This is a genomic window from Christiangramia marina (assembly GCF_048285865.1).
GTDB classification, from domain to species: Bacteria; Bacteroidota; Bacteroidia; order Flavobacteriales; family Flavobacteriaceae; genus Christiangramia; species Christiangramia marina.
The window spans coordinates 333,353-348,834 of sequence record NZ_JBLVTK010000003.1 but is presented as its reverse complement, the minus strand read 5'-3'; the positions used below and the strand labels follow the sequence as shown (position 1 = coordinate 348,834).

Here is a 15,482-nt window from a genome sequence, read left to right as displayed (position 1 = left end):
TTCACAATTTTGCATTTAAAGGAACCTTTCAGAAGCCTTACTATTTAAGGCCTCACATGATTTCTTTAATGCGGGTGCAAATATAAAAACAATTTGTATTGTCGCAAACTTTATTTTCTAAAATATTTATTTTGATTTCTTTTAATCCTTCTAATTAATATCTATATTGCCCGAAACTAACTAATTTAGAATGGAAGAAAAGACAAAATACGAAATGGAGTTTCCAATTCAGGCTTCTCCTTCGCTATTGTATCAATATATTTCGACTCCCTCAGGTTTAAGCGAGTGGTATGCAGATAACGTAAATTCCCGTGGGGAATTTTTTACTTTTATTTGGGAAGGTAGTGAGGAGAAAGCCAAACTAATGAGTAAGAAAAGCGATGAACGAATTAAGTTCAAGTGGGTTGAAGATGAAGATTCGCCATATTTCTTTGAATTAAGAATACAAGTGGATGATATCACCAAAGATGTTTCCCTTATGATCACAGATTTTGCTGAAGAGGATGAGATCGATGAAGGAAAAATGTTATGGGAAAATATGGTTTCAGATCTAAAACAGATATTAGGTTCTGCCTAGAAATGTCTTAAGATAATAGTACCTTTGCCCCGTTTTAAACGGGGTTTTTTTATGATCAATTTAAATGGAAATATAGTTCAGGATTCAGAAGCTAATCTTTCAGTTCTCAACAGGGGCTTTGCTTATGGAGATTCAGTTTTCGAAACTATTAGAGTTATTAATGGAAAAATAATGTTCTGGGAAGACCATTATTTTAGAATGATGGCTTCCATGCGAATTATGAGAATGGAAATCCCATCCAGCTTCTCACCAGAATTCCTGGAGAAAGAAATTGTTAGCATCGTTGAGAAAAATGATCTTAATGAAAAAGCTGCAAGAGTACGATTCGCCGTATACCGTGAAGAAGGTGGTTTTTATGCACCTGCAACCAGAGAGATCGCTTACGTGATGACCGTAGTGGAAATGAAGAACTCGTTTTACTTATTAAATACAGAGGATTACGAGATCGAATTATTTAAAGATCATTATGTGGGAAGCGGACTGTTATCAACGATCAAGTCGAATAACCGTGCGGTAAATGTTTTGGGAAGCATTTATGCTAAAGAAAATGATTACCACAACTGTTTGCTTCTGAATGAGAAAAAGAGCGTAGTCGAAGCTCTGAATGGTAATCTATTTTTAGTTTCAGGTTCCAAAATTAAAACGCCACCAATCACAGATGGTGTTTTAAACGGAATCATTCGGAAACAATTACTGGAGATCATTAAAAAAACTGAAGATTACGAATTAGAAGAAGCTTCAATTTCGCCTTTCGAATTACAAAAAGCTGATGAACTCTTTATCACTAATATTGCGGTTGGTATTCAGCCGGTGTCGAAATATCGTAAGAAATACTTCGAGTCGACGGTAGCTAAAAACCTGCTTAGTAAGTTAAATGTAAAAGCAAGGTTGGGCTAATTAATTGTAAGAAGGGTTCTCTGGTGAGTTTGACCATAACATGTATTCTCCACCTAATTCCAGCATTTTATCCTTCCAGAAGGAAGAGTAGGGCTTTTCAAGAAGGTCCTTGTTATCCTCGTTTGCAGTGACCACCCATGAATGAGAATTTAACTCATCATCAAGTTGCTGTGCATCCCAGCCTGAATATCCTAAGAAAAACTTTATCTGCTTATCTGAAATTAGATCTTTAGAAATAAGTTCCATTACAGCTTCAAAATTACCACCCCAGTAAATTCCATGAGCGATCTCAATACTATCAGGGATAAGATCTGGGATTTTATGTATAAAATACAAATTATCCTGTTCTACGGGACCTCCATTATAGACATCAAAATTCCCTTTGATTTCAGGGATAAGATCTTTAAGTGTGAAATCAAGAATTTTGTTCAGGATGAATCCAACCGATCCGTTTTCGGAATGGTCGGCAAGTAGAACCACCGAGCGATTAAAAGAGACATCTCCAATTATGGATGGTTCTGCAACGAGAAGATGGCCCTTGGTTGGTTTCAACGCAATCATTTGTAGCAGTCTTTAGAACTAAACTATATTTTTTCTGTTAAAAATGCAATACATATCTAAATATTTTAGATAAAAAAAGCCTTCCTAAGGGAAGGCTTATGATATTTACAATGCAAATTATTAGTTCACAGCTTTTTGTAAATCAGCTCCGGCTTTAAATTTCACTACGTTTTTAGCAGCGATCTTGATAGTTTTTCCGGTCTGTGGGTTTCTTCCTTCACGAGCAGCTCTTTTAGATACAGACCAAGATCCAAATCCTACTAATGATACTCTATCTCCTTTTTTAAGAGATTTTTCAACGTTTTCTAGAAAAGATTCTAGTGCTTTTTTAGCTGCTGCTTTAGAAATTCCAGCATTCTCAGCCATTGCGTCGATTAAATCTGTTTTGTTCATAATTTGAATTTTAAATTAATTGTTGGTTAAACATTCTGTTAAACTGGTTTACAAATTTATACGGATTTCCCGTCCACGCAAGTAATGACAAGGGAAAAGCCCGTATTTGTTGATAACTCGGTTGATTTGTTAATAAAGATAATTGTTTTTTATTAAAATGCAACCAAATCAGCATTAATAAGGGTTCAGCGCATTTTCGCTTTTTCTGAGAATTTAAAGCCATTCAAAAGCGAATGCGTTTCCATTTTACGTTTTCCAGGCAATTGGATCTGTTTAATTTCAATGAAACCACCATGCGCAGCAACCAGCAATTGCTTTTCTTTAATTAGGACCTTTCCGTAGAAGTGATCATGTTCTTCTTTATGGTTAATCACATCGTAGATCTTTACAGTCTGTTCCTGCGCATCACCATTATCTAAATAACACCAGGCAGAAGGGTAGGGATTGAGTCCGCGTATATGATTGTATATTTCATTTAAAGGTTTCTCCCAATTGATTTTGGTGTTCTCGCGATTCAATTTTGGCGCTTCTCTAAGCATTGCGGAGTCTTTCTGTGCTATTGGCTTGGTTGTACCTTCAGAAATAGCTTTTAATGTTTTTACAACCAGCCCTGATCCTTTGTTCATCAATCTATCATGAATGGTCTCCAGGTTTTCATGTTCACCTATCACAACAGATTCCTGCATGATCATGGCGCCGGTATCAATTTTCTCATCCAGAAAAAAAGTGGATATTCCAGTTTCTTTTTCACCATTCATGATCGCCCAGTTAATTGGAGCAGCTCCGCGATACTGAGGTAGTAAGCTCGCATGTAAATTGAAAGTGCCAAGTTCAGGGTAGTCCCATACAGATTTAGGCAGCATTCTAAATGCTACAACTACCTGCACATTTGGATCGATTTGCTTCAACTCTTGTTGAAATTCTTCAGATTTAAGATTAGTAGGTTGTAGAACTTTAAGATCTTTAGAAACGGCAAAAGTCTTTACGGCACTTTCTCTTAACTTTCTTCCTCTTCCAGCTGGTCGATCTGGAGCAGTAACCACTCCAACTACATTATAGCCGGCTTCAAGAATTGCTTCAAGGCTTTTCACGGCGAATTCCGGAGTTCCCATAAATACTATTCTGAGATCAGTCATTTATTAATATTTTGTACTTGTTAGTTATCGTTTTTTGTAAAATGCCTCGCTCCACCAGTAACCGTATTACCTTCAGAATAGAGGATTCTTTATAGTTTAATAGAGAAGATATCTCTTTAGTGTCTAACGCCCTGGATTTTAATAATTTTTGCAGCGCCAGAAAAATTTCATTCATTTCATCACGACTTAAACCATCAGTTTCAGCATTGCAAACCGAACACCTGCCACACTTTTCAGGCTTAGTTTCTCCAAAATACTTCAGCAACTGTATCTGTTTACAAACCTGGTCATTCTGGACGAAATCGAGCACTGCCGATATCTTTTCTCTTTTTGTTTTATTGTATTTAGTTATAAATCCAGAAACAGGATTTATAGTGGATTCATCTTCCCTGGGTGCCAAAAAGGTAATAGAGGCATCATGTTTGGCAATCGAGAACTCTATGATTTCCTGTTGCTGTAAGTCTTCAAAAAGGCTCAGACATTCAATTTCCTGAAGATCTGCTTTCTCGGCTACAGATGACATATTAAAGTTGACCAGGTTATCAAATACACCACCATAGTTTCTTAACAGAGTTCTTAAAAGGTGCGCATATTTTGGATTGTCATCAAGATAAATTTCCAGTTGATCCCCGCTTAATTTTATCATTATTTCAGTTTTCTTCTGAAACTGCTGAGACAGTCTAAGGACACTGCAACGATCTAGAAGTTGTAACGCGTTATAGGTCTTACCTGAAATTAAATGATATTGATTACAGAAGCTGGCAAAATTAAAATCATACACCTGATTTTCACCTTCACCATATGCTATGCTGAAATAAGCGTTTAGTTTTCTATAGATAAATTTGACATCTTCAACAGACGCGAGATTGTTTATAAACTGATTCCTTAGAACTGGAATGTCGCCAGCATTGGTCAGTATAACGGCTTTAGAAATCTCTCCATCTCTTCCTGCTCTTCCTGCTTCCTGAAAATAGCTTTCTAGACTTTCAGGTAGATCAATATGCACAACGGTACGAACATCTGGTTTGTCTATACCCATTCCAAAAGCAGTTGTTGCAACCATTACACTGGTATCGTTGTTCATCCATGATCTAAACTTTGCAGTTTTGTCCTCCTTTTTCATTCCGCCATGATATGCAGCGGCCGTAATCCCATTCTTATTAAGAAAGTCTGTAATCTCCCGGGTGGCATTTCTGCTTCTTACATAAACAATGGCAGAATCATTTCCCAGTAGCCTCGTTAATCGAAAGTATTTATCTTCAGTTTTGACAACCTCGTAGAACAGATTGGTTCTTTCAAATGATTTTTTAAATACTGCCCTGTTCCTTAACTGAAGCTGCTCACAGATATCTTCCACTACCATTTTTGTTGCCGTAGCCGTAAATGCTGCCACAGGTACTTCAGGTATAATTTCGCGAACTTCTGAAATATTGCGATACGCTGGCCTGAAATCATGTCCCCATTGAGAGATACAATGCGCTTCATCTACAGCGATCAGGTTCACGTTCATTTGCTTCAATCGTTCTTTGACAATATCCTGCTGAAGCCTTTCCGGAGAGAGATATAAAAATTTGAAATTTCCGAAGATGCAATTGTCAAGATTCCTATCCAGATCGGAGTAAGAGATTCCGCCAGTAATAGCCATCGCTTTGATATTCTTTTTTTGAAGAGCCTGTACTTGGTCTTCCATTAAAGAGATAAGTGGTGATACCACCACGCAAATTCCTTCTTTTATCATCGCTGGTACCTGGAAACAGATAGATTTCCCACCACCGGTAGGAAATAAGGTCAGCGTATCCTGATCATCGAGGATAGCCTCGATCACTTCCAGCTGTGAAGGCCGGAATTTCTGGAAGCCCCAATATTTTTCTAGAATTTTTAAAGCTTCCGTTTGCAAGAGATTTATAGTTGGTTCAGTATAAATTTAGTTCTTTCTGCCACACTTGATTTAGGAATTTCAATAGGACTATAGCCAAAGCGTTTGTAAGTGTCATACAAATATTCTGAAATTCTTACCGCTTCTTCATAGGTTTCGTAGCGCTCATTATCGCTTTTATAAATCTCCTTCCATGGTGGTAAGATAAAAACTTTATCATAGGCATGCTCCTCACAGGTCGCACTGAATATCTCGGGATAAACAGTGTTAAAATAATCCATATAGGCAACAACATCGGGCAATCCACGATCTAGAAAGATGCGATTCGCTGAGGAATTAGAAGCTTCCTTAAACTGATTTAATCTCCCTTCAAGTAATTTTTCACTGAATAGTAAGGGCTGCTCCAGAAAGAGCTGATCGATACCATCTCTTTGTGCTTCAAGGGTTACCTGCCTGGAGATCTCATGGATACAGTTTTCTCCTTTAGCTTCCAGTTCGTGTATGATGGAAGACTTTCCAGTACCGGGTCCACCGGTAATAACAATTTTCATAGTTTTCACCCGGCAAATTTCGGTAAATGAATTTGATTATAAAAATGTTGTCTTTCCTTGTATCTTTGTCATAAAAGAAGGAGAAAACTATGAGTGATTCGACAAATCCGGAGGAATTTTACGCAAAACTTAAAAAACAGCTTCAGGATACTGCGATGTGGCCTGCAGAATATCTTTACAAATTTATTGTTCCAACAAAAGGGGAGAAGGTAACACAGGTTGAGGATATATTTGATAACATGGGAGCTGTAATCAATACCAAACAATCTAAAAAAGGAACATATACCAGTGTTTCTATTAACGTTAGGATGAAAGATCCTGATCATGTGATTGCTAAATATAAGGAGGTTGCTGATAAAGTTGAAGGGGTAATTTCTCTTTAATAATCGCACAATTGCGCTATTTTATTGTCATTCTTACTGAATATTTAGTATTTTGCACGCAGGAGAAAACTTCTATTAAATTACCTAATTAAATCTCAATTTTGACAAACGCTTTAGAATATAACTCTGAAAGGAGTAAACTGATCATTCCTGAATATGGCAGACATTTGCAGAAAATGGTCGAACATGCTGTAGAAATCGAAGATGATAAAGAACGTAACAAAGTTGCTAATTCAATTATTGCTGTAATGGGTAATATGAATCCTCATCTTCGTGATGTGCCAGATTTTCAGCATAAATTATGGGATCAGTTATTTATAATAAGTGATCTTAAGCTAGATGTTGAGTCTCCTTTTCCAAAACCAACGAGGGAAATGCTTACAGAGCGTCCTGAAATGCTTGATTATCCAGAGAATAATCCCAAGTACAGGTTCTACGGAAACAATATCAAGCGCATGATCGATGCAGCAAAAGATAAGGAAGAAGGGGATTTCAAAGATGCCCTGGTGATGACTATTGCCAATCACATGAAGAAATCTTACCTTAACTGGAATCGTGATTCTGTAGATGATGAAGTCATCATTAATCATTTGAAAGAATTGAGTGGTGGAAAGATCAATCTCAAAAATGCTGACGAGGATCTAACCCAGGCTTCAGAACTTATTCGCGGAAGCGGATCCAACAAGAAGAAATACTCGAAAAACAAAAAACATACCGGCGGCCGTAAGCCTGGTCGTAAACGCCACTAATATTTTTCTTTAATGGGAACATTTCAAATAGAAGGCGGTCATCGTTTGAGCGGGGAAATACAACCTCAAGGAGCAAAAAACGAGGCGCTGCAAATTTTATGTGCAGTATTGTTAACCGATGAAAAGGTGGTTATCAATAACATTCCAGATATACTGGACGTTAATAAACTAATCAACTTACTAAAAAATCTTGGTGTTAAGATCGAAAAACTGGGTAAAGGAAGTTATTCCTTTCAAAGTGATGATCTGGACATGGAGTACCTGAATAGTGAACAGTTCAAGATCGATGGAGGAGGACTTCGTGGTTCTATCATGATCGTAGGGCCTATGCTGGGAAGATTTGGAAAAGGTTTCATTCCTAAACCTGGTGGCGACAAAATTGGTCGACGCAGACTCGATACTCACTTTGAGGGTTTTATGAAGCTGGGTGCCGATTTCAGATATAATAAAGAAGAACGATTTTACGGAGTTGAAGCTCCTGAAGGTTTGACCGGGAGTTACATGTTGCTGGAAGAAGCTTCAGTAACCGGAACTGCCAACATTGTGATGGCCGCAGTACTTGCAAAAGGAAAGACGACTATTTACAATGCAGCCTGTGAACCATATTTACAGCAATTATGTCTCATGATGAACCGCATGGGTGCTAACATTAGTGGAATAGGTTCTAATATGCTTATCATAGACGGTGTAGAGAAGTTAGGAGGTTGTGAGCATACAATTCTTCCAGATATGATTGAAATTGGATCATGGATTGGCCTTGCCGCAATGACCAAAAGTGAAATCACTATCAAGAATGTAAACTGGGATATGTTGGGTATCATCCCTACGACCTTCAGGAAACTGGGAATTACTGTCGAAAGAAAAGGTGACGACATTTTTATACCTGCACATTCTGAAGGTTATGAGGTGCAGAGTTTTATTGATGGCTCGATCATGAATATCAGTGACGCGCCATGGCCAGGTTTTACCCCAGACCTTTTGAGTATCATCCTTGTGATTGCAACTCAGGCAAGAGGAAGTGTTTTAATACATCAAAAAATGTTTGAAAGCAGATTGTTCTTTGTAGATAAACTTATAGATATGGGAGCGAAGATCATACTTTGTGATCCACATAGAGCTACAGTGATTGGCCATGACTTTCAATCTCAGTTAAAAGCTACTACCATGACCTCTCCAGATATTAGAGCTGGAATTTCCTTGTTGATTGCTGCACTTTCGGCCAAAGGAACTTCAACGATACATAACATCGAGCAAATTGACAGAGGTTACGAAAATATCGAAGAAAGATTAAAAGCGATAGGAGCGAAGATCACCAGAATAGCCTAACGGTTTTTTCCTCGGAAATTAAAGCATAAAAAAAGCTGTTCGTTAGAACAGCTTTTTTTATGCTTTATGTATTCAGGTTAGACTTCTGACTTCGCCTGTTCCTTATGCTCCTTATAATGAAAGAGATTTTGCTCCTTGATCATTTTTGTGGTTTTTTCTGGAAGCATATCTTCCCATCCACTTTTCCCTTCGCTAATCATTTTTAGTACTTCGCGAGAATAAACATTCAGCGTATCTGGATTATAATTTTTGATATCCTCGACACGTCCATTATATTTAAAGAACTTGAATAATTCCTTCATTCTTGGGTGTACTTTCAGGTTTTCGCTGGTAGTGAGTTCACCAGTTTCCTCATCTTTCAGTGGATATAAGTACACCTTTAGATCTTTAAAAAATAATTTTCCGAAGGCCTCAAGAATACCGCCGCTTAGATGTCTATAGTATTTTTCATCAAATACGTCCACAAGATTCTGAACACCCATGGTAAGACCCATACGCTGTTTGGAGTATCTGGAGAAATATTCTACTACCTTGAAGTATTCCTGGAAGTTAGAGATCATAACTGTTTGTCCTAGCGAACATAAAAGTTCTGCTCTATCCATGAAATCACGTTCATCGATCTCCCCTTCAGCTCTCAAGTTGGATAGGGTGATTTCGAAAATGATCTCAGTATTTTCTTCAGAAACCTTACTCTCGTTGAAGAATAATTCTTTAGATCTTTCATACATATCCATGTTTACCTTGGTAACAGGTCTAAAGCTACCACGCAGCGCAAGAATATTCTTTTTGTAAAGTATTTTCGCAGGAAGTACATTATTTCCATCAGGGCCGAACATTACCGCATCGGTCATTCCATTCTTGACCAACTGTAAGCTCATTAGCCTGTTATCCACATTCTCAAAACGAGGACCCGAGAAATTGATCGTATCAATCTCGATCTGATCTTTATCTATATGATCATACAGGTAACGTAGTAGTTTTTTTGGATTATCGTACTTGTAATAAGCGCCGTAAATAAGGTTAACACCCAGTATTCCTAAGGTGTTTTGCTGGTGACGGGCGTCATTCTCATGAAATCGTACGTGTAGCAGGATCTCATTATAATCTTCTTTAGGATCTACCTGATATCTAATTCCTACCCAACCATGACCTTTGTATTTCTTCGCGAAATCTATGGTAGCTACAGTATTGGCGTAAGTAAAGAATAATTTGTTTGGATGTTTTTCACGAGAAATACGCTCTTCAATAAGATGGGTTTCGTGAGACAGCATTTTCTTCAGCCTTGCTTCAGTAACATATCGCCTGTCATCTTCAACTCCATAGATCGCGTCACTAAAATCCTTGTCATAGGCACTCATGGCCTTAGCGATGGTTCCAGATGCACCTCCAGCACGAAAGAAGTTTCGCACTGTTTCCTGCCCGGCACCAATTTCAGAAAAAGTTCCGTAGATATTTTCGTTAAGATTGATACGCAGGGCCTTACTATTAATAGAAGGAACATTTTCAAATTCCTTATCGCCCATTATGGTAATTGGCATATTTTATTGTTTAGGTAAGCATTGTTAATTGCGTACTCCAAAAGTACTAAAAGCGGTAGGCATACAAAAAAATATATTTACTTTTGTGTCAAAAATAACAGCATTTGGAAGTTACATTCTTAGGTACTGGAACATCACAAGGTATACCAATAATCGGGGTGGATCACCCGGTCTGCTACAGCGATGACCCCCGCGATAAAAGGCTTCGGGTCTCTGTATTGGTTAACTGGAAAGGAAAGAATATATTGATTGACTGTGGACCAGATTTCAGACAGCAGATGCTCGCCAATAATGTGAAAAAACTGGATGCTATTTTTTATACACATGAACACAATGACCATACTGCCGGTCTGGATGACATAAGACCATACTTTTTCAGGCAGGGAGACATTCCTATTTTCGCACATCAAAGAGTTTTAGATTCGCTAAGAAAAAAGTTCGATTATATTTTTACTTCGGAAGATCGATATCCTGGCGCTCCTGCAGTTATTGAGAATGTAGTGCGTAATGAGGAGTTTCAATTCGAGGGTTTGAATGTTTTACCTGTAGATTTTAAGCATAATAAATTACAGGTATTTGGATACAGACTGGGAGATTTTGCCTATCTCACTGATATTAAAACGATTTCTGAAATAGAGATCGCCAAACTGAAGGATTTAAAAGTTCTGGTAGTAAGTGCATTAAGAAGAGAGCCACATCATTCACATTTCAATCTTGAAGAAGCTCTAAAGTTTGTAGAAATGGTGAAGCCGGAAAGAACATATTTTACACACATAAGTCATATGCTGGGATTTCATGCGGAAGTCGAGGAAGAACTTCCCGAAAACGTTCATCTCGCATATGACAACTTAAAAATTGAAATTTAGCATGCGTAGCAAGATTCTAATGTATCTATTCATCTTCGCCTTATTATTCTGCATATTTATTTATGTAAATGATAAAAGAATTCTGGATTCAAAGCAGGAAAAGATCGAGCAGCTTGAAGATAAGCTTTCTGAGGTAGAACTCAATCAAAAGCAACAATCTATAGCAACAGAGGATTACTTCAATTTGAAGGATAATGAAGATGCAATCACTTACTTTCAGAATAACGGAATAGAGACCGAGGGACTTATCACAAAAATCGAAGATGCGATCATTTCTAAGAACAGCGCTTCAAATGATAATCCTTTGGTTCCACATGCTGGTATGGAAGGTTCCATGAGAATCAATAAGATAAAAGTTCTGAATCACAAATGGATCATTGCCGACTTTACCGATGGCTCTTACTGGGGGGAAGTGTTCTTAACTTACACTATTCAGGAAGACGGGACTCCGGTATTTAATACTGAGAAATCATTCCTATATCCTAAATATTAAAGTCTTTTTTGAAGCCATTCTTTGAGTTCAAAGAAATTCTGTGGAGCAACGCCGTGGCCGACTGGAAATTCAGAATAAGTAAAATCTACGCCAAGGTTTTCCAAGAATGGTTTTGTTCTGCGAGCCCAGTCTACAGGAATCACCTGGTCTGCAGATCCATGCGAGCAGTAGAAAGATAGCTGACTAAGATCATTTTTAAGATAATCCCGCCCGAATATCTCTTTATTGATATAACCACTAAGAGCAATCACATTATCGATCTTTTCCGGGTAAGTCAATGCCACGGCATAACTCAAAATACTTCCCTGGCTAAAACCTAAAAGATTTATTTTCGACGCATCTACAGGGTAGTTTTCGATCACCTGATCGATAAAAGTAGCGATCATATCTCGAGACTTAATAGCTTGTATATCATCACTAAACTTTCCATTCTCGTTATCAAAGTGTATAGCATACCACGCGTTTCCATATGGTTGCATTGAATAGGGAGCTTTAGCAGAAATTATAAATAATTCCTCTGGCATTTCCTCTGCAAATGAAAAAAGATCGTTTTCATCGCTTCCGTAGCCATGTAAGAGGATAACGGCAGGCGCATTTTCAACGCTTACTTTAGGTTTTCTTATAATATGATCTAAAACAAAATTGTCTTGCATTACTTAACTGTACTTAAAAATTTTTGAAATAAGGCGCCAAGAATCGGTACTTCTTTGGTTTGACCCTGTATTGCTGTAATGATTCCGTAACCCCAAAGTACTATAAAAAACAGGTAGAAGGCTCCTATGATAAACACCTGGTCAAATAGTCCCATTAGAGCTCCAAGAAGGTAAAAGGTGATGTTGATCCCAAATGCCTGTCTTATATGAAAACTAGCAAATTCATTCTTTTCTTCCATATTCATGAAATAGGCAATTATGGTTCCTACAATAGTGATATAAGAGATAATTGCACTGGTCTTTGCGTTACCTTCTGTTTTCATGTTTATGATCTTAGAATTAATCCTGCATTGTTTACAATTCCAACAGCTTTTCCCTTTAATTGACTATCCAGAAAGATGCTGTTCTTAGAATCAGATAGAATATCGTTCTTTCCGAAGGTATAGTTTACATCTGGCAGGAATAGACTAAGATTGGCAGGATTACCTTTTTCGAGTTTTGATGTTTCAAGCTTAAAGCGCTCTGTTCCGGAAGTTAGAAACTTGATGGTTTCTTCAGTAGTAAAAATAGTTTGCAAGGCGCTGAAAGCCGATTCAAGCCCAATAGTACCATACAATGCATTATCAAATTCCACTTTTTTATTTTCCACGTCTATTGGATTATGGTCTGAAGTAACCATATCTATAGTGCCGTCTTTCAATCCCTGAATTAGTGCTTCATTATCTACCTGAGTTCGCAAAGGAGGTAGAACCTTTGTATTGGCATCGTAGTTCGATAGCATTTTGTCTGTAAGAAGCAGATTGTGAATCGCCACACTACAGGAAACATCCATACCTTTTTTCTTTGCTTCTCTTATAAGTTTAACCGACTTTGCCGTTGAAATTGTAGGAATATGTAGTTTTCCACCAGTATATTCGAGAATATAAAGATCGCGGGTGATCTGCAGTTCTTCAGCTAGATTCGGGATACCTTTTAGGCCAAGGGCAGTACTATTCTCATGCTCGTTCACCATACCGTTGGTCGCAATTCGATTTTCCTGCGGATAACTTTGTATTAAAGCGTCAAAATTCTGCGCATACTGCAAGGCAATTTTAAGAAGATTGGGATTTTTTAAAGGTGATTTATAATCTCCAAAACTTATCGCACCGGCCTGTTGCATGTCCAGTAATTCGGCTAGATCTATACCTTCACTTTTAATGGTCAGGGCACCAATGGGATAAAGGTTTACCGGGTGTCCCGAACTTTTAGATTTCACGGCAGATATGGACCCGCTATGGTCAAGTACAGGATTGGTATAAGGATTTAGTGCAACGCCTGTAAATCCTGAGCTTCCTGCAACTTCGAGTCCGTTTTCTATGGTCTCCCTTTCTTCATAGCCAGGTTCTCCAAAACAAACACTACTATCAAACCATCCTCTGGAAACATGCAAACCTTCAATCTCTACATGTTTAACATCCTCCTTTAGTATATCCTTTCCAATTTCGGCAATTACTCCATTCTCGATATAAATGTCGGTCGTTTGCCCGTTCAAAGGCGAGGACTCATCAATAATTGTAACCGCTTTCAGAAGTAATTTCATTTCAGAAGTTTTAATAATAGCATTTCAATTGCTAGAAATATGATCGCAAAAATAATAAACCATTTCCAAAGCGAGCTGCTTTCGTTTCCTGCTTTTACTTCGGAAAAGTATTCTGCTATAGATTCATGATTCTGAACTGAAAATATCTCCGGATCTAAGTATTCGAGCTCACTCTCTTTTCTAGGTTCGTTAAAACTCAAATTTGATATGATTTTGTCCTGGCTCTTGATTTCATAATTTCCGGCATCCAAATTTTCTGAACCAACACTTATGGAAACCCGGTCAACAAATCTTTGCTGCTGCGGAATAAAATCCAGGTTAACACCGGTAAGATGAAGCACATGATCCTGTTCAATTTTTGCCGGTATAGATATTTCTTCTAATTCTGAGGTTTGGTAATAAAGTTGAGCAGGAGGGAGGCTTTGCAGTCCAATCTGGTATAGAATAGGTACAATTAAAGGTGAATTCTGAAAATTTGATATTTGCTGATTTAATGGAGCTGTAAAAATATAGGTATTGGACTTAGATATAAGAAAAGGATCATTGTTCTGGAAACTTAGAATACTGTTACCGGAGATGTTACTGAAATAACCATGCACACGGGGATACTCGAAATTTTGAATCTCCTTTTGAAATACATTTTCCAGCAGTGGATGATCAAAGTTAATAGTAGTAATCAGTTTTTCGCCCTCGGTCCATTCAGGCCTGTATCCCAATTGAAATTTCTCTGAAAACCGAATTAATTCAGTTCCGTTTTTTGAATTTGGAATAAATAGAACACTGGAACCTTTGTCTGAACGTTGTTTGATATTGTTCAGGTTCGCAACACTTAGTTCACTTACTTCATTTAAAATGATCAAACTAGCCTGCTGAATATCGGTATATTCAATTTTATTCGCTTCGCTTATTATTAGATTAAATTCAGGTTTAGTATATAATCTTTGTAGAAAATTAGAATCCTCATCAGAAATAGCGAGAACATTGATTGGGGGTTGTTCAGAAATACTGAAGTAGACGATATTATCATATTTCAAGCCCTCATCGTCTATAACAACTTTTCCATTAAGGATGGGTTGTGATGGTATGGAAAATATTGTACTGATATTGGTGTTTTTGGCATCGATTGTTTTCCTGCTTAGGAGTTGAGATCCGTCATACATGGATATAATTAAACCATCTTTCTTTAAATTTCCGGATAATAGAACTTCAATATCAAGCATTCCTGCCTTGGAATTTACCAGATAAAGAGAATCAATCTTTAAATTCCGGGTACTTTCAGGGGTTAGTTTTATACTACTAATACTTTTGTAAGGAACGTCTATTTCCTTTTGACTTAGAAATACTTTCTGAAAATCTGAAATTAGCAGCAGATTTGAAGAATCAATTTCGCGAAGTTGCTGGGTTTTCAACAGAACACTTTTCAGGTCCAATTGTTTTGAAGTATACTTTATCTCCTGAAGTATACCTTTTAATTCATTACCAGACTTTTTAGTATAAAAGGCATCATTTGTGACCAGACTATATTCTAAAGTAACATCGAGATTTTCAAGAAGCCCATTTCTGGCTATTTCCAGGAGTTCGTCATCTTGATTCTTAAGTTGCATACTACAAGAATTATCCAGGTAAATGATCAAATTTTTAGTGGAGCCTCCAGATTCTGCGGGAAAATAGGGTTTGGCAAATGCAAGTATTAGAAAGCCTAGCAGAAACATTCTGGAGAAAAGAACCAGAAACTTCTTTAGCTGAGAGCTTTTGCGCGTCTGCTGAACGACACGTTTTAAGAATTTAACGTTGGTGAAGTCTTCCTTCTGAAATCTGCGTAGTTTAAAAAGATGAACCAGAATAGGAATTATAAGCAAAAACAGTGCATACAGTAATTCCGGATGTTCAAATTGCATAGAAAC

17 protein-coding genes are annotated in these 15,482 nt (G+C 37.5%); 7 read left to right on the top strand and 10 right to left on the bottom strand.

Annotation, left to right across the window (positions count from 1 at the left end):
- Window positions 1–190 precede the first annotated feature (190 nt).
- Window positions 191–577 (top strand): START-like domain-containing protein, encoded by a 387-nt coding sequence (locus tag ACNKXS_RS12405; RefSeq protein WP_141877870.1) that lies wholly within the window; start codon window positions 191–193, stop codon window positions 575–577.
- A gap of 51 nt (window positions 578–628) precedes the next feature.
- Entirely contained in the window at window positions 629–1,474 is an 846-nt protein-coding gene (locus tag ACNKXS_RS12400) for an aminotransferase class IV (RefSeq protein WP_417921119.1), read from the top strand.
- Here ACNKXS_RS12400 and ACNKXS_RS12395 read toward each other — a convergent pair whose 3' ends face one another.
- The 5 genes from ACNKXS_RS12395 to ACNKXS_RS12375 form a co-directional block, all read right to left on the bottom strand.
- Complete coding sequence (locus ACNKXS_RS12395) at window positions 1,475–2,035, bottom strand: YqgE/AlgH family protein (RefSeq protein ID WP_141877868.1); 561 nt, start codon at window positions 2,033–2,035, stop codon at window positions 1,475–1,477.
- Between the two features lie 120 nt (window positions 2,036–2,155).
- Window positions 2,156–2,428 carry an HU family DNA-binding protein gene (locus ACNKXS_RS12390; protein ID WP_006990442.1) on the bottom strand — a complete coding sequence of 91 codons (273 nt, stop codon included), beginning with the start codon at window positions 2,426–2,428 and terminating at the stop codon, window positions 2,156–2,158.
- 185 nt (window positions 2,429–2,613) lie between these two features.
- Window positions 2,614–3,564 carry a methionyl-tRNA formyltransferase gene (gene fmt / locus ACNKXS_RS12385; protein ID WP_417921118.1) on the bottom strand — a complete coding sequence of 317 codons (951 nt, stop codon included), beginning with the start codon at window positions 3,562–3,564 and terminating at the stop codon, window positions 2,614–2,616.
- On the bottom strand, window positions 3,557–5,461 hold the full coding sequence (locus tag ACNKXS_RS12380; protein ID WP_417921117.1) for a RecQ family ATP-dependent DNA helicase: 1,905 nt from the start codon (window positions 5,459–5,461) through the stop codon (window positions 3,557–3,559). Before ACNKXS_RS12380 ends, fmt begins: the two co-directional genes overlap by 8 nt.
- Window positions 5,462–5,466: 5 nt before the next feature.
- Window positions 5,467–6,000, bottom strand: coding sequence for an AAA family ATPase (locus tag ACNKXS_RS12375; protein WP_417921116.1), 534 nt, complete (start codon window positions 5,998–6,000; stop codon window positions 5,467–5,469).
- Between the two features lie 80 nt (window positions 6,001–6,080).
- On the opposite strand from ACNKXS_RS12375, the gene ACNKXS_RS12370 reads away from it, so the two are divergent.
- From ACNKXS_RS12370 to murA, 3 genes are all read left to right on the top strand, one after another.
- Window positions 6,081–6,374, top strand: coding sequence for a DUF493 family protein (locus ACNKXS_RS12370; protein WP_417921115.1), 294 nt, complete (start codon window positions 6,081–6,083; stop codon window positions 6,372–6,374).
- A gap of 101 nt (window positions 6,375–6,475) precedes the next feature.
- The gene (locus tag ACNKXS_RS12365; RefSeq protein WP_417921114.1) at window positions 6,476–7,123 is read left to right on the top strand and encodes a DUF4290 domain-containing protein; all 648 of its coding nucleotides are present in this window, start codon (window positions 6,476–6,478) and stop codon (window positions 7,121–7,123) included.
- Window positions 7,124–7,135: 12 nt separating this feature from the next.
- Window positions 7,136–8,449, top strand: coding sequence for a UDP-N-acetylglucosamine 1-carboxyvinyltransferase (gene murA / locus ACNKXS_RS12360; protein ID WP_417921113.1), 1,314 nt, complete (start codon window positions 7,136–7,138; stop codon window positions 8,447–8,449).
- Window positions 8,450–8,526: 77 nt separating this feature from the next.
- Here the strand turns inward: murA and ACNKXS_RS12355 are convergent, their stop codons facing one another.
- Complete coding sequence (locus ACNKXS_RS12355; protein ID WP_417921112.1) at window positions 8,527–9,987, bottom strand: TonB-dependent receptor; 1,461 nt, start codon at window positions 9,985–9,987, stop codon at window positions 8,527–8,529.
- Between the two features lie 104 nt (window positions 9,988–10,091).
- On the opposite strand from ACNKXS_RS12355, the gene ACNKXS_RS12350 reads away from it, so the two are divergent.
- The gene (locus ACNKXS_RS12350; RefSeq protein WP_417921111.1) at window positions 10,092–10,853 is read left to right on the top strand and encodes an MBL fold metallo-hydrolase; all 762 of its coding nucleotides are present in this window, start codon (window positions 10,092–10,094) and stop codon (window positions 10,851–10,853) included.
- A 1-nt stretch (window position 10,854) separates the two neighbouring features.
- A complete protein-coding gene (locus ACNKXS_RS12345) occupies window positions 10,855–11,346 on the top strand; it encodes a hypothetical protein (protein WP_417921110.1) in 492 nt (163 codons plus the stop codon).
- Here the strand turns inward: ACNKXS_RS12345 and ACNKXS_RS12340 are convergent.
- The 4 genes from ACNKXS_RS12340 to ACNKXS_RS12325 are packed head-to-tail and all read right to left on the bottom strand — an operon-like array spanning window position 11,343 to window position 15,476.
- Window positions 11,343–11,999, bottom strand: coding sequence for an alpha/beta hydrolase (locus ACNKXS_RS12340; protein ID WP_417921109.1), 657 nt, complete (start codon window positions 11,997–11,999; stop codon window positions 11,343–11,345). The two genes, ACNKXS_RS12345 and ACNKXS_RS12340, sit on opposite strands and share 4 nt — an antisense overlap.
- The gene (locus ACNKXS_RS12335; RefSeq protein WP_417921108.1) at window positions 11,999–12,322 is read right to left on the bottom strand and encodes a magnetosome magnetite crystal formation protein family; all 324 of its coding nucleotides are present in this window, start codon (window positions 12,320–12,322) and stop codon (window positions 11,999–12,001) included. The genes ACNKXS_RS12340 and ACNKXS_RS12335 overlap by 1 nt, the downstream gene beginning before the upstream one ends.
- Before the next feature lie 2 nt (window positions 12,323–12,324).
- Window positions 12,325–13,578: a dihydroorotase gene (locus ACNKXS_RS12330; protein ID WP_417921107.1), complete on the bottom strand. Its 1,254-nt coding sequence runs from the start codon at window positions 13,576–13,578 to the stop codon at window positions 12,325–12,327.
- Window positions 13,575–15,476, bottom strand: coding sequence for a BatA domain-containing protein (locus ACNKXS_RS12325; RefSeq protein ID WP_417921106.1), 1,902 nt, complete (start codon window positions 15,474–15,476; stop codon window positions 13,575–13,577). The genes ACNKXS_RS12330 and ACNKXS_RS12325 overlap by 4 nt, the downstream gene beginning before the upstream one ends.
- Window positions 15,477–15,482: the final 6 nt, after the last annotated feature.